16 protein-coding genes are annotated in these 19,549 nt (G+C 69.0%); 11 read left to right on the forward strand and 5 right to left on the reverse strand.

From position 1 onward, the window contains the following. Window positions 1–5: 5 nt before the first annotated feature. Window positions 6–2,270, forward strand: a complete 2,265-nt coding sequence (locus EER30_RS06710) for a hypothetical protein (RefSeq protein ID WP_240669822.1) — start codon at window positions 6–8, stop codon at window positions 2,268–2,270. A gap of 92 nt (window positions 2,271–2,362) precedes the next feature. On the opposite strand, the gene EER30_RS06715 is transcribed toward EER30_RS06710, so the two are convergent. From EER30_RS06715 to EER30_RS06725, 3 genes are all read right to left on the reverse strand, one after another. Continuing rightward, complete coding sequence (locus EER30_RS06715; protein ID WP_127499174.1) at window positions 2,363–3,892, reverse strand: glycosyltransferase family 87 protein; 1,530 nt, start codon at window positions 3,890–3,892, stop codon at window positions 2,363–2,365. 111 nt (window positions 3,893–4,003) lie between these two features. Next, window positions 4,004–6,472, reverse strand: coding sequence for a transglycosylase domain-containing protein (locus EER30_RS06720; RefSeq protein WP_240669824.1), 2,469 nt, complete (start codon window positions 6,470–6,472; stop codon window positions 4,004–4,006). A 510-nt stretch (window positions 6,473–6,982) separates the two neighbouring features. Beyond that, window positions 6,983–7,453, reverse strand: coding sequence for a DUF5318 domain-containing protein (locus tag EER30_RS06725; RefSeq protein WP_127499178.1), 471 nt, complete (start codon window positions 7,451–7,453; stop codon window positions 6,983–6,985). A gap of 202 nt (window positions 7,454–7,655) precedes the next feature. On the opposite strand from EER30_RS06725, the gene EER30_RS06730 reads away from it, so the two are divergent. Together EER30_RS06730 and EER30_RS06735 are read left to right on the forward strand one after the other, a co-directional pair. Beyond that, complete coding sequence (locus tag EER30_RS06730; RefSeq protein ID WP_127499179.1) at window positions 7,656–8,303, forward strand: PadR family transcriptional regulator; 648 nt, start codon at window positions 7,656–7,658, stop codon at window positions 8,301–8,303. 20 nt (window positions 8,304–8,323) lie between these two features. Further along, entirely contained in the window at window positions 8,324–9,403 is a 1,080-nt protein-coding gene (locus EER30_RS06735; protein WP_127499465.1) for an inositol-3-phosphate synthase, read from the forward strand. A 171-nt stretch (window positions 9,404–9,574) separates the two neighbouring features. Here EER30_RS06735 and EER30_RS06740 read toward each other — a convergent pair whose 3' ends face one another. After that, window positions 9,575–10,030, reverse strand: coding sequence for a methylated-DNA--[protein]-cysteine S-methyltransferase (locus EER30_RS06740; RefSeq protein WP_127499181.1), 456 nt, complete (start codon window positions 10,028–10,030; stop codon window positions 9,575–9,577). Window positions 10,031–10,120: 90 nt separating this feature from the next. Here EER30_RS06740 and EER30_RS06745 point away from each other — a divergent pair, with 90 nt between their 5' ends. Both EER30_RS06745 and EER30_RS06750 read left to right on the forward strand, forming a co-directional pair. Continuing rightward, on the forward strand, window positions 10,121–10,624 hold the full coding sequence (locus EER30_RS06745) for a SigE family RNA polymerase sigma factor (RefSeq protein ID WP_127499183.1): 504 nt from the start codon (window positions 10,121–10,123) through the stop codon (window positions 10,622–10,624). Then, a complete protein-coding gene (locus tag EER30_RS06750) occupies window positions 10,621–11,730 on the forward strand; it encodes a TolB-like translocation protein (RefSeq protein WP_127499185.1) in 1,110 nt (369 codons plus the stop codon). Before EER30_RS06745 ends, EER30_RS06750 begins: the two co-directional genes overlap by 4 nt. Here EER30_RS06750 and EER30_RS06755 read toward each other — a convergent pair. Further along, window positions 11,727–13,157, reverse strand: a complete 1,431-nt coding sequence (locus EER30_RS06755; protein WP_127499187.1) for a CCA tRNA nucleotidyltransferase — start codon at window positions 13,155–13,157, stop codon at window positions 11,727–11,729. The two genes, EER30_RS06750 and EER30_RS06755, sit on opposite strands and share 4 nt — an antisense overlap. Before the next feature lie 3 nt (window positions 13,158–13,160). Here EER30_RS06755 and EER30_RS06760 point away from each other — a divergent pair, with 3 nt between their 5' ends. From EER30_RS06760 to EER30_RS06785, 6 genes are all read left to right on the forward strand, one after another. After that, window positions 13,161–14,129: a hypothetical protein gene (locus EER30_RS06760; RefSeq protein ID WP_240669826.1), complete on the forward strand. Its 969-nt coding sequence runs from the start codon at window positions 13,161–13,163 to the stop codon at window positions 14,127–14,129. Further along, entirely contained in the window at window positions 14,126–15,862 is a 1,737-nt protein-coding gene (murJ, locus tag EER30_RS06765; RefSeq protein ID WP_127499189.1) for a murein biosynthesis integral membrane protein MurJ, read from the forward strand. The genes EER30_RS06760 and murJ overlap by 4 nt, the downstream gene beginning before the upstream one ends. A 266-nt stretch (window positions 15,863–16,128) precedes the next feature. Continuing rightward, a complete protein-coding gene (locus EER30_RS06770) occupies window positions 16,129–17,658 on the forward strand; it encodes a protein kinase family protein (protein ID WP_127499470.1) in 1,530 nt (509 codons plus the stop codon). Between the two features lie 45 nt (window positions 17,659–17,703). Next, window positions 17,704–18,381 carry an RNA polymerase sigma factor SigM gene (sigM, locus tag EER30_RS06775; protein ID WP_240669827.1) on the forward strand — a complete coding sequence of 226 codons (678 nt, stop codon included), beginning with the start codon at window positions 17,704–17,706 and terminating at the stop codon, window positions 18,379–18,381. Then, complete coding sequence (locus EER30_RS06780) at window positions 18,378–19,232, forward strand: RsmA family anti-sigma factor (RefSeq protein WP_127499193.1); 855 nt, start codon at window positions 18,378–18,380, stop codon at window positions 19,230–19,232. Before sigM ends, EER30_RS06780 begins: the two co-directional genes overlap by 4 nt. A 132-nt stretch (window positions 19,233–19,364) precedes the next feature. Then, on the forward strand, window positions 19,365–19,549 hold a 185-nt coding region (locus EER30_RS06785; RefSeq protein WP_127499195.1), incomplete at its 3' end, for an NAD(P)/FAD-dependent oxidoreductase.

A 19,549-nucleotide genomic window follows, 5' to 3' on the forward strand; every position in this document is an offset into this window, starting at 1 on the left:
GGGTCATGACCACCGAGCAGCCGAGGCAACCCACCGCCCCGTCGGCTCAACGGTCCGCCGAGGCGCTGCGACCAGCCGCCCCCGACGAGGCCAAGCCCGCAGAGGCCGCCACCCCGAGCGCCGCGGGCCCGGTCAGCACCACTGATGCAGGCCCGCCCAACGCCTCGCCCGCCGAGAAACCAGGCGGTAAGCCCGCCCAGAAACCAGGCGATAAGCCCGCCGAGAAGACAGGCGAGGAATCCGGGGACAAGCCCGGTGAGAAACCCACCGCGGCGCCCGCCGTCATTGCGACCGCCGTCCCTCGGACGACCAAGCGTGGCCTGGCGTTCTGGAAACGGTCCCGCCAGAAGCCGGCGGCCCTTCCGTCCGAGCCCGCAGCGGAAAGCCCGCCCGCCACGTCCCCGGACCAGCCCAAGGCCGACGCCGCAAAGGTCGCTGAGAGTCCACAGAAGACTAGGAAGCCCGCTGAGCCTCTGCCGACCGAGCGCCCGCCCGGCACCCCGCCCGACCCGTGGAAGGCGTTCGCCGCCACGTCCGAACGTGCACCCGGGTCGTTCCGGCGGTCGACGCGTGCCTTCTTCCGCGCGCTGATCCACGAGTACGCGCTGGTCATCTACGGCGCTCTGCTGCTGGCCGTCGCCCTCACCTGGCCCACGCTGCGCTACCCGCAGCACACCCTGCCGCAGGACATCTGGGACCCGTCCCGCCAGGCGTGGCAGATCTCCTGGTCCGGCCACATCCTGCTGACCGACCCGAACCGCCTCTGGCAGTCCAACGCCTTCTATCCCCTGACCGACAGCTTCGCGTTCGGCAACAGCCTGCTCGGCTATGCCCCGGCCGGCATGCTCGGCGAGGGACCGCTGGCCGCCGTCCTGCGCTACAACATCCTCTTCGTACTGGCCCACGCGTTGCTCGCCGTCGGCGGTTATGCCCTGGTCCGCCAGTTGGGGGCCGGCCGCACCGGGGCCGCCGTCGCCGCCGTCGCCATCACATACGCACCCTGGCGCCTCGCTCAGGAGGGCCACCTCGACATCATCTCGGCCGGTGGCATCCCGCTCGCCCTGGCCATGCTGGCCCGCGGTCATGGCTGGTCGCTGCGGCGGGGCCTGCGACCCGAGCGGCGCAGCGCGGGCTGGGCCGCCGCCGGCTGGCTGGTCGCGATCTGGCAGGTCAGCCTCGGCTTCTCACTCGGCCTGCCGTTCCTCTATGTACTCGGCCTGATCCTGGTCGTGATCGCGATCGGGGCGCCGATCCGCCGCCTGCTCCGCCCGGCCGAGGGCCGCGTTCTCGGCTGGCGCCTCCAGCTCGTCGACACGCTGGGCCCGCTGATCCTGGCCGGCGTCAGCGCGCTGATCGCCATCCCCTACTTCCGCGGTCCCGACACCGGCCCCGCCGCCACCGAGATCCGCTTCTTCTCGCCGCCGCTGCGCAGCCTGCTGATCGGGCCGGCCGAGTCACGCATCTGGGGTGCGCCTCACGAGGTGCCGCGCTCCTCGCTCGGCTGGCCGGCCGAGATGGGCCTGCTGCCCGGCTTCGTGCTCTACGCCCTCGCCCTCGCCGGGCTGGCGTTCTCGATCTGGACGCTGCTGCAGCGCCTGCTCCTGCTGGTCGCCCTGGCCGTCACGATCATCCTGACCCTGGGTACGAACTTCTTCGAGGGCCGCTGGACCTATCTGCCTCTCTTCGGCCACCTGCCCGGCTCGCTCGACGTCCGCATCCCCGGTCGTCTCATGCTATGGACCACGATCGTCCTGGCGATCCTCGCCGCGGGTGCCGTGGCCGAGTTCGTGCGCCGGGCCGAGCACCTCTCCGAGCAACGCATCCCTCCGTGGCCCGGCCCCTGGCTGCGCCTGGCCACCTTTGTGCCGCTGGCGCTCGTGCTGGTCGAGGGCTGGAACGCGACCGCTCACCCCGTGGTCCCGGCCCAGCCCGCCGCGATGCGCACCGTCAACGGCCCCGTGCTGGTGCTGCCGACGGCCAATCTCACCGATCAGACCGTGATGCTCTGGTCAACCACCCGTTTCCAGGCCCTGGCGAACGGCTCCGGCGGTTTCGGTGAGGCCGAGCAGACCGAGCTCCGCGCCAAGGTCCAGACGTTCCCCGACGCGGCCAGCATCGAGTTCCTGCGCTCCCTCAACGTCGACCGGGTCCTGCTGCTGCGGGCTCAGTCGGTCGGCACGCCGTGGGAACGCGCCGGCGACATCCCCGTCGACGGCCTGCAGATCCGCCGCGAAGACCTGGACGACGCGGTCGTCTTCCACCTGCGCTGACCGAAACGCCGAGACCGAACGCCACGAGCCAACGCCAGGCACGCACCGCGCCGCCCGCCCACCCGCCCCCGGCTCGAACGCCGGCCGGCGGATCAGACCTTGGCGACGATCTGATCGCCAGGCGGGGGTAGCGCGGAGTCGGGCGACGAAGGGGAGCGGTCCACGCGGAACGCTCGACGAAGCCGGGCGATCCACGGTGCGTCCGGCCCGTTCAGCGGGCCACCGTCCGGATCGTCGCCATAGGTCTGGCGCACCGCGTCCAGCTCCGGCCGCCAGATCTCCCGGATCACCAGGCCGCACAGCACCACGACGGTGATGAGGCGCAGACCCGAGGCCAGCACGAACGTGCCCTCGGGGATCACCGGCTTGCCGCCCGCACCCATCAGCTCGGCGTAAAAGGCGGTGAAGTAACCGAACTCGGCCACCGTCCAGGCGATGATCGCTCCCCACCGGGGCCGCGCCAGCACGATCAACGGGAGCAGCCACAACACGTACTGCTGAGACCACACCTTGCTGGTGATCAGGAAGGCCGCCACGACCAGGAATGCGAGCTGGGCCACCCGGGGACGGCGCGGAGCGAGCCAGGCGAGCAGGCCGATCCCCACGCAGGCGAGCCCGAACAGACCGTACGAAAGCAGGTTGAGCGTCGGGACGTGATCGCTCAGCCATTGGAAGGGCCCTTGGTTGCCGGCCCCGCCGGTGTTCCACTTGCCGTCGAGATAACGGCCGATGTACCAGAGTGTGCCCCAGTCGATCGGTCTCTCGCTGTTGAGCCGGAAGAACTTCAGCCAGCTCTCGTGGTACCAGAAGAAGACCGGGAAGTTGACCGCCGCCCAGGTCACCGCCGCGGTGGCCATCGCCGCGCCCCACGAGCGCATCGCCTTCGAGCGCAGGGCCAGTACGAGCAGCGGTCCGAGGATGAACAGCGGCCACAGTTTCGCCGCCCCACCCAGCCCCAGCAGCACTCCCGCCCACACCGGATGTTTCTTGGCCCACAGGTAGAGACCGGCCGCCGCGAACCCGATCGCCAGGAAGTCCCAGTTCACCGTGGCCGTGAAGAAGATGATCGGCGAGATCGCGAAGATCGCCGCGTCCCAGGGCCGGCGACGACGCAGGGCCAGGATGATCGCCGCTGTCGCCACCGCGAGGGCCGAGAGCACCAGCGCATTCGCGTTGTAGAACCACGTACCCTGGTTGATCTCGGGGTGGCTCTCGCCGTAGGAGTGGATCGGCAGCCCCAGGGCGCCCATGAAATAGCCGGTCACCACCGGGTATTCCACAGGCCAGTCCTTGTAGGGGACAGCGCCCTCGTTGAGATGCTCCGCGTAGTACAGCGCGAGCACGTCGGTGTAGCAGAAACGCGTGTACTGCACGTTCTGCTGCCAGTCGCCGCTCTGGCAGGGCGACTTCTGCACCCACGAGAACGCCAGCGTCAGGCAGGTCAGCGCGAGGATGATGCGGGTCGCCGTCCAGAACCGTCCGCGCTTCGCGCCGGGTCGCACCGCGTGGGAACCGAGTGGGCCCCCGATCGCCTGCGAGATCCCCCGTACGAATCCGTCTGTCGTCGCCGGTGTGCTCGGCTGATCGGGACGGTCGACGTCGTCGGGCGGTTGCGTGCTCATGTCATGGCATCATGCCGTACTTCGCACCGGGGACCGGAACGACCTACGGCAAACCGAAACGAAACGGCGCGCACCCCCGGGGGAGGTGCGCGCCGTGTTCACCGGCGAGTGTTAATCGCCACCGTTGTTCTGCGGCCCGATGGTCGGCTGCGTCGGTTGCTGGTTCCCGCCGCCGCCGTCGTTGTTGCCGCCGTTCCCACCGTCGTTGTTACCGCCGTCGTTGTTACCGCCGTCGTTGTTACCGCCGTCGTTGTTACCGTTGTTGTTGCCGCCGTTGTTGTTGCCGCCGTTGTTGTTGCCGCCGTTGTTGTTGCCGTTGTTGTCGCAACCGGGGCCGATGAAGCCGAGTACACAGTCCCCGCCGTTGTCCGGCGGCTGCTGCACCGGGGGCGGCGGCGGTTCCTGGCCGTTGGCGTAGGGGCTGTCCGCGTTGCCGGTCTCGACCCGCTTCGGGAAGTCTTCCCGCTCGAGGTCCTTCGCCTTGATCACGGCGTCGAGGAACTTCTTCCAGATTCTCGACGGCGTGCCGGCGCCGAACATGTCGCCGCCGCCCTTCTCCTTCAGCTCGACCTTGTTCTTGGCGCCACCGACCCAGACCGTCGCGGCGAGCTGCGGCATGCCACCCACGAACCAGGTGTCACCGCTGCCCTCCTTGAACTCCCAGGTGCCCGACTTGGCGATGCCTTCCTGGCCGTTGCGCAGGTCACGGTCGTCGACCCGGACGATCTCCTTGAGCACCGACTGCAGGTTCGACATCTGGTCGGGGTCGAAGACCTGCTTGCCCTTGATGTTCTCGCTGCCCGCGGGCGTCTTCTTGCCGGTGTCGGGGTCGACCCGGGTCACCGACTTGATGAAGTGGGCCTCGTGGTGCACGCCGTTGCCGACGATCGTGGCGACGCCTTCGGCGTGCTCGATCGGCAGGACGCGGTACTGGCCGAACGCGACCTCGTTGTCGAAGTAGCCGTCCTTCATCCACGTCGACTTGTCGGTCTTGGCGAGGTCGACGAGCTTGCCGTTCGGGAACTGGTCGTTGCCGTCGGTGTACATGTGCCGGATACCGGCGTCCCGCGCGGCCGCGATGACCTTGTCCCGGCCGATGCCCTCGGCGATCCAGTAGAACGGGAAGTTGTACGACTTGATCGTCGCCGTCTCGAGATCACAGAACTTGATCTTGCCGCCACAGACCTTGCCGGGGTCAGCGCCCGCGTTGCTGATCTTCGAACCGTTCGGGCGCAGCTTGGTGCCGTCCCACGTCGTCTTGAAGGAGATGTCCTCCTTCAGGGCGGCCGCGAGGGTATAGATCTTGAACGTCGATCCGGGCGACTGACCACCAATGATCTTCTTGCCGTCGCCGGAGAGATAGCCGCCGTAGTCGAGCCCGTCGGGGTCGTCGCCGCCGTAGTAGCCCAGCACCCGCCCGTTGCTCGGGTCGATGCCGATCACCGCGGCCTGGTAGGTCGCCGGCTTGTCGTGCATCGGCGATTCCTTGCTCTTGCGCGAGCCCGCCTCTTCGGCCGCCTTCTGCACGGCCGGGTCGATGGTCGTGTTCACCGTCAGGCCGCCCTTGTCGAACTCCTGCTGGCTGATGCCCATCTCGGCGAGCTCGGCGCGGACGTGCCGCATGATCATGCCGACCGGCTTGCCGGCCGCGCACGTCTTGCAGGCGCCCGAGCTGACCGGCTTGACCTTCGGGTACTTGCGGGCGTCGTACACCTCTTTGGTGATCCAGCCCATCTCCACCATGTTCTTCATGGTGTATTCCCACCGCTGCTTGGCGTCGGTCGGGTTGTAGTTCGGGTCGTAGCCCTTGTGCGTCTTCGTGGGCTCGGGCTGCTTGATGATCGACGCGAGCACCGCGGCCTCGTACGGCGTGACGGCGTTCTTCTGCCCGGCCGGCGTGGTCACCGACTTGCCGAAGTAGCCCTGCGCCGCGGCCTCGATGCCGTACCGGCCCTCGCCCAGGTAGATGTAGTTGAGGTACATGGCCATGATCTGCGGCTTGTCGTACTTCGACTCCAGCTTGCGGGCGATCACAGCCTCGCGCAGCTTGCGGTTGTAACTGATGTCCTTCAGGTCAGCCGCGTGCCGCGCGTACTGCTGCGTGATCGTCGAGGCGCCCTGCTTGTCGCCGCCGGTGAAGTTGTTCCACGCGGCCCGCACGATGCCTTTCATGTCGATGCCGTGGTGCTTGTAGAAGTTCTTGTCCTCGGCGGCCGCGACGGCGTGCTGTACGACCATGTTGATCTTCGCCTGCGGAACCACCGTGCGGTTCTGCTCGCCGAGCCGGGCCAGGACCCCGCCCTTGGCGTCGAGGATCAGGTTCGACTGGTCTTCGGTGGTCGGCGGGGGCAGAGCGACGTCGTCGAAGAAGTAGGTGCCGCCGACCACACCCGCGCCGAGCATGATCACCAGAACGGCGGCCGCGGCGGTCAGGATGTTCGTGCGCCGGCGCTTCTTGGCCGACTTCGACTTGTCCTTGCCACCCCGCCCGGACCGGCCGCCACCGACGCTGCCCTCGTCAGAATCGAAGACCGACCCCGGGCTTACGGCGGCACGCGCGACCGAGGCACGTCCGCCCACCGGGGCGGCACCGACGGAGGCGCTCGCCCCGACACGGGCGGAGCCGACTGAGGCGCTGCCCACAGAGGCGCGCCCGGGCGGCGGGGCCGAGGCACGGCCGGCCGGAGCCGCCGAGCCCACCGAGGCACTGCCCACGGAGGCACTGCCCACCGAAGCCGAGCCGACGGACGCGCGCCCACCAGCCCCACGGCGGTAGGCGTCCGGCGACGAGCGGCCCGAGGCCGTGGGGGACGAGGACTGGTCGTCGTCAGGCGTTGAGCCGACGGACCCGGGCACTCGGGCCCGGGCACGCGAAGACTGCGGTTCGCCGTACGGGTTCATGCGGTCACACCTCGGTCGCGATGGCGCGCGCCGGGACGACCCTGGAGGGGCCTTCACCTGCGACGTCACCCGCGGACGATTCGGGCTGCATACCGGCAGCCGCCCTGACGGATGTCATGAATGACCGGCTGTGGCACTGGATGCGCGAGCCGGTCGGGGTCGTGTCAACGGTAGCGAGATCGATCCGCGTCATCGGCGGCCGTCCCAGCCATGTGACAACGATCCAGTTTCGCGGTGACGGCCCGCGGCGGACGAGGCGGCGATCGCCTCGACCCGATCGAGTTCGTCGGCGGTCAGCGCGTCCCGGCCGAGCAGGTATTGCTCGGTCAGGTGATTCCACGCGCAGGACTGGCACACCTCCACGACGAACACCTGGAACTCACGCAGCGTCATCGCCAGCACGGGAAGCTCGGAGAGCTTACGAGCCTGTCCGGCGGACTGCTTGAGCTCATCACCGTAGATGTAATGCACGAGGGTCAGGTTGTCGCGGCGACAGATGGGGCAACGCTCCTCAGTGGGCTCACCGTGGAATCGAGCAGCACTTTTGAGATAGGGCGAGGCGTCACAGACCTCAAGCGTCCCGATCTTGCCGTTGTGCACGTCACGCAGCACTGCTCGCTTCTGTAGCGAGAAGTCGACGATCTGCCGCTGCGTTCGCATGGCAAGAAGCGTACGCGGTCCTGCGCGAAGGGGCGACAGCCATCACTCAGCGTGGCGCACAGGTAGCCGAGCCATGAACACCTTGCGCACCTGAACCAACAGATCTACGGTAGCGATGTATCGGGCCGATACATCGGCTCAGTCTTCAGTCCGTTTTTGGGTGGCGGGCGGGGCGGTTGGATGGAGAGAAGGGGGCGGCCAAGTGTTGGAGCTGGCGATTCTCGGCCTCCTCCAGGAGACCCCGATGCACGGTTACGAGCTCCGCAAGGAACTCGCCACCAAGCTGGGCACGATCCGCGCCGCGATCAGCTACGGCACCCTCTACCCGACGCTCAAGCGACTTCAGGCGGCCGGCTGGATCACCGAATCCCAGTCCGACCCCTCGATCGTCCCCCCGATGACCAGCAAACGGGGCCGCGTTGTTTACAAGATCACTGCTGACGGCAAGGAGCGGTTCGCCGATCTGCTCGCCCAAGCCGGCCCGGAGACGTACGACGACGCCGGTTTCGGCGTTCACTTCGCGTTCTTCTCCCGGACCGATCGAGCCACCCGGCTCCGCATCCTGGAGGGCCGCCGCCGCCGCATCGAGGAGCGGCGCGAAGGCCTGCGTGACGTGCTGTCCCGAGCCGCCGGCCGGCTCGACGCCTACACCCTCGAACTGCAACGACACGGACTCGACGCCTGTGAGCGCGAGGTCCGCTGGCTGGAGGAGCTCATCACCAACGAGCGCTCCGGCCGGGCCCCGGCGGCCTCCGCCGGGACCATCGACTTCCCCGCTGAAGCGTCACCAGAGCGACCAGCGGGGGACGCACCCCCAGAAGATCCGCGTCCGCACCAGGACCGGCCGTGATGAACAAGGAGGCAAACGCGATGGGTTCCGTCCGCGTCGCCATCGTCGGTGTGGGTAACTGCGCCTCGTCCCTCGTGCAGGGCGTGGAGTACTACAAGAACGCCGACCCCAACGACCGCGTTCCGGGTCTCATGCACGTGACCTTCGGCGACTACCACGTATCGGACGTGAAGTTCGTCGCGGCGTTCGATGTGGACGCCAAGAAGGTCGGCATGGATCTCAGTGAGGCGATCGTCGCCAGCGAGAACAACACGATCACGCTGACCGACGTGCCGCCGAGCGGCGTCACCGTTCAGCGCGGTCCGACCTTCGACGGTCTCGGCACCTACTACCGCGAGATCATCGAGGAGTCGACGGCCGAGCCGGTCGACATCGTGCAGGCTCTGCGCGACGCCGAGGTCGACGTCGTCGTCTCGTACCTCCCGGTGGGTTCCGAGGAGGCCGACAAGTTCTACGCTCAGGCCGCGATCGACGCCGGTTGCGCGTTCGTCAACGCGCTGCCCGTCTTCATCGCCTCCGACCCGGTGTGGGCGCAGAAGTTCACCGACGCCGGTCTGCCGATCGTCGGTGACGACATCAAGAGCCAGGTCGGCGCCACGATCGTGCACCGCGCGCTCGCGAAGCTCTTCGAGGACCGCGGTGTCGAGCTGCTGCGCACCTACCAGCTCAACTTCGGCGGCAACATGGACTTCATGAACATGCTGGAGCGCAAGCGCCTCGTGTCCAAGAAGATCTCGAAGACCCAGTCGGTCACGTCCCAGATCCCGCACGAGATGATCAAGAGCGACGTGCACATCGGCCCGTCGGACCACGTGCCGTGGCTCGACGACCGCAAGTGGGCCTACATCCGCCTCGAGGGCCGTTCGTTCGGTGACACCCCGCTGAACGCCGAGCTCAAGCTCGAGGTGTGGGACTCCCCGAACTCGGCCGGTGTGATCATCGACGCGGTTCGCGCCGCGAAGATCGCTAAGGACCGCGGCATCGGCGGCCCGATCCTGTCGGCCTCGTCGTACTTCATGAAGTCCCCGCCGGTGCAGTACAACGACCACGACGCCAAGGAAAGCGTCGAGGCGTTCATCCGCGGCGACATCGAGAGCTAAGTCTCACGCAGCAGAAGGCCGGGCCGAAGTTGCGGTCCGGCCTTCTCTTGCGCCCACTACCAAAGATTTCCTACGCATTTAGGACAAGTTCACGAATCACCGCCACGCTGGCTGCCGGGTCCGGCTCCACGCGCGGCTGCCGGGCTGTCCCGGCTCTCACCCTGAACAACATCACCCCCAATTCATGGTCAACGCGACTCTCGCCTCGAGTTCGAGCAGCTTGCGTTTGCGGTCGAGGCCGCCGCCGAAGCCGACCATCTTGCCGCCGGCGCCGACGACGCGATGACAGGGGACGATCACCGGGATCGGGTTGTGGTTGCAGGCCGTGCCCACGGCGCGAGCGGCACCCGGGTCGCCGAGAGCCGTCGCGATCGCACCGTAGGTCATCATCTCGCCGTACGGAATCTGGGCGATCTCGCCCCAGACGGCGCGCTCGAACTCGGAACCGCCCGGCATCTCGAACGGCACCGTGAAGTCGGTCAGCTCGCCGGCGAAGTAGGCCTCGAGCTGCGTGACCGCCGGATGCGAGCCGGACGGCCCCGGCCGGGCCGCGAAGCGCACGCCCACGACGGTGTCATCGGAGACGGCCACTCCGAGCGGCCCGATGGGCGATTCGACGACGAACATGGCACCGATTCTGCTCCGCGGGTACGACAAGTTCGAAAATCCGTGCAAGGTTCTCCGGCCCTCGAGCGTCCTACCGAGCGGAGGTGACGGGTGAAACAGTCGCTCGAAGCGGAGTTCACCGCGTTCGTCGCGGAGCGGGGTCCGGTGCTGCTGCGCATAGCGCACGCGCTCACCGGCGAGCCGCGCGCCGCGGAAGACCTGGTGCAGGGCGCGCTGGCCAAGGCGTACGCCCGCTGGCCGCGCATTCACGGCGACGCCGAGGCCTACGTACGCCGCATCCTCTACAACGACCGGACCTCCGGCTGGCGCCGTGCTGCCCGGCAGCGTGAGGTTCCAATGTCCGAAGTGCCCGATGTTCCGGGCCACGAGCACGACGTCGCTGAACGGCTCGCCCTGCGCGAGGCCCTGCTCACGCTGCCCGATCGGCAGCGCGCGGTGCTGGTGCTCCGCTATCTCGAGGACCGCACGGTCGACGAGACCGCCGAGGTGCTGGGCTGCCGCCCCGGCACCGTGGCCAGTCAGTCCTACCGCGCGCTGGCCAAGCTTCGTGAGCGGATCGGCGACAACGCCTGGTCGATGGAGGGATCCCGATGAATCTGGAGCAGAAGGTGCGGACCGCCGTCCACGACCTCGCCAACGACGTCCCTTTCCCCTCCGATCTCGCCGAGGTCGCCCGCAAGCGGGGCCGCCGGGTCCGCCGGCGCCGGCAGACCGGCCTGGCCGCCACGGGGCTGGTTCTGGTCGCGGTGGCCGCCGTGCCGTTCGCCCTGCCCGAGGCGCATCGTGACCAGCCTCACCCCGCCGCGACGACCGAGGCCCCCGTACGCCGGACGACGGCCGCGCCGGTCTGGGGCAAGACGCCGCTGAAGCTGCCCGGCGACGTCATCGTGACCGCAGTCACTCGCAATGACGTCGGCCGCGATGGTCCGGCGGGAAAGACGCTCGCGACCGGCAACGTGGTTCTCGATCGCGCGAGCGGTCGCTACGTCGCCCTCGGGGGCGACTACTACACGGTCTGGGGTGCTCCGAAAACGCACCGCGGCGTGGTCAGCGGCGATCGCGGCCTCGGCATCGTCCGGAACAACGGCAGGATCGCCTGGGCGAAGGTGTCGTACATCCTGGAACCGCAGTGGTCACCCGACGGCACTCGCCTGCTCGCGACCACGCTGAACGGCTACTCCGTGATCGACGCCGCGACCGGCAAGGTGCACCGCGAGAACACGTCCGAGGTGATGGACGTCTGCCCCGACGAGTGCTTCTTCACCTGGCTGCCCGACGGCCGCCGGGTCGCCCTCGCCCAGCGCGACCCGGACGTCCCCCAGAACGAGGAGGTGGCCGACACGATCAAGAAGGTCGCCATCCTCGACGTCAACAGCGGGAAACTGCTGACCACCCTGCCGGTCCGTGGGGTGCCGTCCGGCCAGGATGCCTGGTCACCGGACGGTACGAAGGTACTGGTGCGAGGCCCCGGTCTGGGCCGTGGCGGCGGTCAGCGGATCGTCCGGGCCGCCGACGGCAAGGTCCTCGGTTCCGTCCCGGATCCGATCGCCCATTTCCTGCCGAACGGGAAGGTCCTCGGCCTGTCCACCGGCGACGACGACGCCCTGGCCCGTCTCTACGACACCGGCGGACGGTTGCTCGAGGAGATGACCTTGCCGCCGAGCCTGCTCGCCCGGCAGATCAGCATCGGTACCCCTTAGGAGAGGTGACCGTTGTCGCGGGCCCACTTGAAGAGCTCGGCCTCGGCCTCGTCGCGGTCGAGCGGGCCCCGGTCGAGGCGCAGCTCCTTGAGGAAGCGCCAGGCCTGGCCCACGACCGGGCCGGGCGGCACGCCGAGCAGCTCCATGATCGCGTTGCCGTCGAGGTCGGGACGCACCCGGGCCAGGTCTTCCTCGGCGGCGAGCCGAGAGATCCGCTCCTCCAGCGCGTCGTAGTCGGCCGCCAGGTTGGCTGCCTTGCGCTTGTTACGGGTCGTCACGTCCGAGCGGGTGAGCTTGTGCAGCCGGTCGAGCAGCGGGCCGGCGTCGGTCACGTAGCGGCGCACCGCCGAGTCGGTCCACTCCCCTCGGCCGTACCCATAGAACCTGAGGTGCAGGCCGACCAGCTCGACGACCTCGGAGGTGACGTCCTTGGGGTATTTCATGGCCTTCATGCGGTGCTTGGTCAGGCGGGCGCCGACCACCTCGTGGTGGTGGAAGCTGACCCGGCCGTCGCGCCCGACCGCCTTGGTGGCCGGCTTGCCGATGTCGTGCATCAGCGCCGCCATGCGCAGCACGAAGTCGGGGCCGCCGTCGCCCTCGAGGCGCATCGCGTTCTGCACGACGATCAGGGTGTGCTCGTAGACGTCCTTGTGCTGGGCGTGCTCGTCGATCTCGAGCTTGAGCCCGGAGATCTCGGGGATGAACTGGTCGGCCAGGCCGGTGTCGACCAGCAGGCGCAGCCCGGCGATCGGATCGGCGCTGATCATCAGCTTGGTGAACTCGTCCCGAATCCGTTCTGCGGTGATTCGTTGCAGATCGAGAGCCATGTCGCGCATGGCCGAGATGACCGCCGGTTCCACAGTGAACTGCAGCTTCGCCGCGAACCGCGCGGCCCGCAGCATCCGAAGTGGATCATCACCGAAGGACTGCTCAGGCGACGCGGGCGTACGGATGATCTTGGCTCCGAGATCGTCCAGACCCCCGTACGGGTCGGTGAAGACGTGCCCGGGCAGCGACACCGCCATCGCGTTGATGGTGAAGTCGCGACGCTCCAGGTCGTCGAGCAGTGACGTGCCGTATTGGACGACGGGGTTGCGGGTCACACCGTCGTACGCCTCGGCGCGGAACGTGGTGATCTCGAGCCGCAGCCCGTTCTTCTGCAGACCGATCGTGCCGAACTCGCGACCGGTCTCCCAGATCGCGTCGGCCCAGCCCTGCACGATGGCGAGGGTCTGCTCGGGGAGCGCGTCGGTGCAGAAGTCGAGATCGTCGCCGAGGCTGCCGAGCAGCGCGTCACGCACCGAACCGCCGACCAGGTGCAACTCATGGCCGGCCGCGCCGAACCGGCGCCCCAGCTCGTCGGCGACGGGAGAGACCCTCAGCAATTCGGCGACCGCATTCCGCTGGGCGGTGTTCAACACAGACATGGGATGACCAGGGTATCGAACGGCCGGTCGGTGGGGCCGTGGTGGGCGGCACTGGAGCGCAGCGGGCAGGATTGGCGGGTGCCCGTTCCCTCGGAGCTGCTCCGCCTGACCGAAGATCCCCGCTTCTGGGCGGGCGAGAGCGACGACCAATCCCCCGCGCTGCGGGTGACCTTCCCGGTCACCGGCGGCTATGCCCTCGTGCTCGACCTGACCGGCGGCGAGCGCACGCTCGGCCTGCGCGGCCCGGCCTCCAGCGAGCCGATCCAGCTCGGCTGGGCGCCCGCGGGCGAGGCCTTCCCGGCCGCGCTGCGCTGGTGGGAGCTCGACCTGTTCGCCCGGGTGATCGCCTGGGAAGATCCGACGCTGCCCCATCCAGGCCTGGTCGTCGCGCTGCTCGCACCGTTCGCGCCGGCCACGCCCGACGACGACGAGTCCGTGATCGCGGCCGTGCGCGAGGCGGCGTACCGGTCTCTGCGCCGTGACGTGCCGCCCGCCGAGCCGACCGGTCCCGAGCAGGCGCCCCTGCCGCTGTTCATCAGCGACGACTGGTGGCCCGCCCCTCCGTCGGCGTCGCCTCAGGTGCTCGACGAGGCTTCGATCGCCGAGCTCAGCCGTCCCGAAGAAGCCTTCCGAGACGTACGGGCCGGGTCGCGGTTCCCGCGCGAACTGCTCGCCGACCTCGTGCGGCAGGCGACCACGCACCTCGAACTGGTCGCGCGCGAGCGGTGGTACGACGAGACCAGGTCGCTCGCCCGGCACATCCTGGACACAGGTGATCTTCGGCCCATTCCGGCGCTGCTCGGTGCGCTCACCGAGGCCGGCTGCGATCATCCGACCGTGCTGGACGCGCTGAGCGAACCGTTGGTCCCCGCCGAGGCGTGCTGGATGGTGGAGACACTGACGGGCGCCCGACCGGGCACACTCACCTCTATGGTGACTGGAGTTCCGCACGACTCCCGGGAGGATCGGTGAACAGCGGTCTCTACCGCAGCGCGCACGCCACGCCCGACGGCGAGCCACCAAGGGCGGAAGACGGCGTCACGCTGATCTCGGTGGACCCGCCGGGCACGGTCCCGCCCGGCGACCCGTCGGCCGACGGCGGAAGCACCGCCGGCAACAGCGCGATCATGGCGCTGGGCAGCCTGGTCAGCCGCATCATCGGCTTCGTCCGCAACGCGCTGATCGGCATCACGCTCGGCGCCGGCATCGGCGACGCCTACACCAGCGCGCAGTTCCTGCCCGGTCAGATCTACGAGCTCCTGCTCGGCGGCATCCTCTCCAGCGTGCTGATCCCGCTGCTGGTGCGGCGGCGCAAGGCCGACCCCGACGGCGGCGAGGACTACACCCGCAAGCTGCTGACCTTTGCTTTCGTGTCGCTCGGCGTCGCGACCGCCCTGGTGGTGCTCGCGGCCCCGTTGATCACGGCGATTCAGGCCGGCGACGAGAACACCAAGGCCTACAAAGATCTCGTCACCAGCTTCGCGTGGCTGATTCTCCCGATCATCTTCTTCACCGGCGTGTCGGCGCTGATCGGCGCGGTGCTCAACGTGCGCGGTCATTTCGCCGCGCCGACCTGGGCGCCGATCCTCAACAACCTCGTGGTCATCGCCGTCTGTGGCGTCTTCATCGCCGTCTTCGGGACGACGGACGGCCTGAAGCCCGAAGACATGACTCCGGGGCGCATCGGGCTGATCGCCGGCGGCACCCTGCTCGGCATGGTCGCGCAGGCCATCGGTCTGCTCCCAGCGCTGCGCAAGGTCGGGTTCCGGTGGAAGTGGCGCTGGGACCCCCGCGGCCTGGGCATGGGCGAGATCGGGCGGCTGGCCGGCTGGATGCTCTGCTACGTGGCCGCCAACCAACTCGCGGTCTTCGTCGTCGTGCGCATCCTCAACCGGGTCGCCGGGAAGGACAGCGCCAGCGTCCTGGCCTTCAACAACGTATTCCTGCTGACGATGATGGCGCACGGCATCATCGGCGTCTCGGTGATGACCGCGCTACTGCCCAAGATGAGCGCGGCCGCCGCCGAGGGCCGGTTCGCCGAGGTCAGCGCCGACCTGAGCCGCGGCATCCGGCTGGTGTCGGCGGCGCTGGCCCCGATCGCGGTCGTCTACGGCGTGCTGGCCGCGCCCATCGCGGTGACGCTCTTCCAGGGCGGCGCCTTCAAGAACAGCGACGCGCTCGCCACCGGCCAGGTGCTCTCGGTCGCCGCCTTCGCGGTGCTGCCGCTGTCGATCAGCTACCTGTGCACCTACACCTTCTATTCTCTGCAGGGCAACAAGACGGCGGCGCTGATCAACCTGCCCGTGGTCGCTATCCGCATCGGTGCCTACGTGGTGCTGGCGGCCGTTCTCGACGCGTCGCTGTCCGCGGCCGGCATGACCGCGGGCAACGCCATCTCGTACGTGGCCTCGGCGTTGATCTCTTTGGCGGTGCTCCGTCGCCAGATCGGGCGGCTCAACCTGGGCTCGGTCGGGGTGTCGCTCGTCAAGGTGCTGGTCGCGGCCGCGATCGCCGCCGCGCTCGGCTTGCTGGTGGTGCACTTCCTGCCCGGCGCCGGCTCGCCCTCGGGCCGCGGCGAGGCGCTGATCCAGATCTTTGTCGGCGGCGCGGTAATTCTGCTGGCCTACCTGGGCGCCGCTCTCGCGCTCCGCATCGGCGAGGTCACCCAGGTGATCGGCATGGTGCGTCGCAAACTCGGCCGCTGACCAGCGCTTTCTTCTGCCCCGGCAATCACGGGAGCCGCTCGGGGCAGCGGAGCGCCGGTTGCCGCGCCGGGGGGACGACCTGCCGCGAGATAGCCCCGGGCGGGTATGGTCGGTGTCGGCATGTGCGCTTCGCACGTCGTCATGTAGGCCCAGTACGGCTATGCCCCAAATGTCACAGCACCATGTGTCATAGCACCACGATGTTTGCGCCCAGCACGTAATGCACCGAGCACGGGGATTCGTGCGTGGAGCACCGAGGAGGACTGGTGACCCAGGTCGGCGAAGGCCACGAGACCGCGGCCGATGCGGACGGACCGGTCATGACCTTCGGTGCACCCACCGCTGGCGAGGTCCTGGCCGAGCGCTACCAGCTCGAGGAACACGTCAACGACGACAGCGCCGGCCGTCAGGTCTGGCGCGGCATCGACGTCATCCTGCGCCGTCCGGTCGCGGTGGTGCTGCGCTACCCCGGTGGCGACTCGGCCGCCGAGATGCTTCAGGCCGCGGTCGACGCGAGCCGGGTCATCCACCCCAACCTGGTCGGCGTCTACGACGCGATCGACGAGGGCTCCCGCGCCTACGTGGTGCGCGAGTGGGTCGACGGCGAATCGCTGCGTGACCTCATCGCCTCCGACGGCCCGCTCAACCCGGGCCGGGCCACCGCCATCGCGCACTCGATCGCCGACGCTCTCACCGCAGTGCACGCCACCGGCATGGTGCACGGCAACGTTCACCCGGGCACCACGTTGATCGCCGACGACGGACGAGTCGTGCTGGCCGACGCACGCGCCGACTCGGCCGACGACGTCGAGGGTGACGTCCGGGCCGTCGGTGGCATTCTCTACTTCGCGCTGACCGGCCACTGGCCGCACGCCGAGGTAGGCTCGTCGGCTCTGCCCGACGCCAACCGCGACGCCGCCGGCCAGCCGGCCGCGCCCCGGCAGACGCGCGCCGGCATCCCGGCCTATCTCGACGACCTGACGATGGACCTGCTCGACCGCCGGGTCGCCGTGCCCGAGGCCGACGCGCTCACCGCCGAGCTCGCCCGGCTCGACTCAGCCGAGGAAGACTACGAGGACGTCGGCCCGCTGCGGTTCGCGCAGAGCACGACGACCGAGCCGGTCCGCAGCACCCCCAAGATCGTTCTGGGCGTCGGCGCGCTGGTCGTCATCGCCGTCATCGGCCTGGTCTTCGGCATTCGCGCGATCACCGGCTCGAGCAGCGACACCCCCACCAACACCACCCAGGCCAACACGGGTCAGACCGGTTCGGTCACCGGCGGCAGCCAGCCGCCGCCCGCGGCCACGCCGAAGAAGATCCCGCTGACGGCCAAGATGGTGCGGGTCGTCGACCCGCCCGACGGCGACCGCACCCAGATCGGCGAGGCGAAATACACGGTCGACAACGACCCCAGCACCGCGTGGAAGACCGAGCACTTCAACCAGGCCAACTTCGGCAACCGGAAGAAGGGCATGGGCGTGCTGATCAACCTCGGCACCCCGCGCGGGCTCTCCGAGGTCACGGTCGAGACGTCCAGCCCCGGCGTGGCGATGGACATTCGCACCGGCCCGGCCGACTTCGGCAACAGTGGGCAGGGCGACAAGAAGATCGTCGACACCTTCAAGAAGCTGGGCGACGGCGACACCGAGAAGACGGAAGGCACCCGCGAGGTGTTCTCCGGCTTCGACCCGAACCAGAAATACCAGTACGTGCTGGTCTTCCTCTCTGAGCTGCCGAAGGCCGACAACGGCCGTTACCAGGTCGACGTGGAAAAGATCGAGGTCACCGGCTACTGAGCGTCGGTTACCCCGCCGATCGACCGTTCCGGTTAGATTGCACGCGTGACTTCCGGGGACGCCACGTCGAGCGATGCCGACCTTCTGCGTGCCCACGTCGACGGTGACCGCGACGCGTTCGGCGAGCTGGTGCGCCGGCATCGTGATCGGCTGTGGGCCGTCGCGTTGCGCACGATCGGCGACCGTGAGGAGGCCGCCGACGCCGTGCAGGACGCGCTGCTGTCGGCGCATCGCAACGCCGCCCGGTTCCGCGGTGACTCGGCCGTCACGACCTGGCTGCACCGCATCGTCGTGAACGCGTGCCTCGACCGGATCCGCCGGCGTCAGGCCCACCCGACCGTGCCGCTGCCCGATGGCAGCCGCTCGGACGATCGACCGTCCGGTGTGGAACCGGCCGCGCCCGTCACCGATCATGAGACCGCGCTGCTGGTACGCCAGGCGCTGGCCGATCTGCCGGCTGATCAGCGGGCGGCGATCGTACTGGTCGATGTGCAGGGCTACCCGGTCGCCGAGGCGGCCGAGATCCTCGAGGTGGCGGTCGGCACGATCAAGAGCAGGTGTGCGCGGGGCCGGGCCAGAATGGCGCTGGCGCTGGGCGAGCTGCGGGGGAGAGACACCGGTCACCCGCCCGCGGGGAACCAGGACGCCGCCGAAACCGTCCCATCCGGACCGGGGGCGGCGCAGCCGCGAACCGGTGGGCACGACGGAAGGGACCAGAGGTGACCGGGGCCGAATTCAGCGGGGTCGACATCGACCTGCTGGCGGACTACATCGGCGGTGCCCTCGAGGGCACGCCCGACGAGTCCGCGGTGGCCACGTTGATCGCCGAAGATCCGGCCTGGCGCGAGGCCTTCGAGACCCTGGGCGGCCAGATTTCCTCGGTGCGGGCCGAGCTGGGCCGTCTCGAGGCCGAGCCGATGCCGGCCGACGTCGCCGCCCGGCTCGATGGGCTGTTCAGCGCGCCGCCACTCACGCTGGTGAAGGGCGATCCCGGTGCGCCCACGGCGACTTCGACGGTGAGTGGCCGTCGGCGAAAATGGGTCACTCCGATCGCCATCGCCGCCGGTTTCATCGCCTTTGTCGGCTTCGGCGTTGACTACCTCTCCGGCCGCACGGCCTCGCAGACCGACACCGCCAGCACTGCCGCCGACGGTTCGGCCGAGAGCGCGATCTCGATGGCCGGCGAGACGATCCTGGTGACCGGCACCGACTACACCCGCGCCACCCTCGCGATCACCCCCGCGCAGCCCTTAGCCGCCGCCCCGTCGAGCGGAGACACGTCAGCCTTCGGCGAGTCCGACGCCCACCGCCAAGATCGCGCCACCGCCCAAGAGCCCGCGCTCGTACGCCTGTCCGCCCGCGCCGCCCTCGAAGAGTGCTTCCGCATGATCGAGCGCGACAACGCGGGCGGCGTGATCTCGGTGCAAACCGTCGATTACGCCCGTTTCGAGGGCGCGCCGGCCCTGATTGTCCGGTTCAGTGCGAACAACGGCGCCTGGGCCTGGGCGGTCGGCCCTGGGTGCGGCACGCCCATGTCCGGCGCAGACGCGATCGACAAAGTCCCGGTACGCTGAACGACACCCCAAGTGACCCGCGTGAGGTCGGCCACGACCGCGCGTGCGGGAATGGTGTGTGCCTGGGTGGCGTTCTAGCGTGCAGTGTCGCCGAGCGGATATCCCGGCGAAGAGCAGACTGAGGAGTCGGCAGTGGACGAGGTCCGTAATCTGATCATCATCGGTTCGGGACCTTCCGGATATACCGCCGCGCTCTACGCGGCCCGGGCGAACCTCAAGCCGCTGGTGATCGAGGGCGTTCAGTCCGGCGGTGCTCTGATGACCACCACCGAGGTGGAGAACTTCCCCGGTTTCCGCGACGGGATCATGGGCCCCGA

Origin of the sequence: Actinoplanes solisilvae, assembly GCF_003999975.1 — a bacterium.
GTDB classification, from domain to species: Bacteria; Actinomycetota; Actinomycetes; order Mycobacteriales; family Micromonosporaceae; genus Actinoplanes; species Actinoplanes solisilvae.

What these genes read in the sequence shown, in the direction of transcription:
- EER30_RS06710 (WP_240669822.1), top strand. Translation starts at nt 6, where the DNA reads ATGACCACCGAGCAGCCGAGGCAACCCACCGCCCCGTCGGCTCAACGG.
- EER30_RS06715 (WP_127499174.1), bottom strand. Translation starts at nt 3,892, where the DNA reads ATGAGCACGCAACCGCCCGACGACGTCGACCGTCCCGATCAGCCGAGC.
- EER30_RS06725 (WP_127499178.1), bottom strand. Translation starts at nt 7,453, where the DNA reads ATGCGAACGCAGCGGCAGATCGTCGACTTCTCGCTACAGAAGCGAGCA.
- EER30_RS06735 (WP_127499465.1), top strand. Translation starts at nt 8,324, where the DNA reads ATGGGTTCCGTCCGCGTCGCCATCGTCGGTGTGGGTAACTGCGCCTCG.
- EER30_RS06740 (WP_127499181.1), bottom strand. Translation starts at nt 10,030, where the DNA reads ATGTTCGTCGTCGAATCGCCCATCGGGCCGCTCGGAGTGGCCGTCTCC.
- EER30_RS06750 (WP_127499185.1), top strand. Translation starts at nt 10,621, where the DNA reads ATGAATCTGGAGCAGAAGGTGCGGACCGCCGTCCACGACCTCGCCAAC.
- EER30_RS06755 (WP_127499187.1), bottom strand. Translation starts at nt 13,157, where the DNA reads ATGTCTGTGTTGAACACCGCCCAGCGGAATGCGGTCGCCGAATTGCTG.
- EER30_RS06760 (WP_240669826.1), top strand. Translation starts at nt 13,161, where the DNA reads ATGACCAGGGTATCGAACGGCCGGTCGGTGGGGCCGTGGTGGGCGGCA.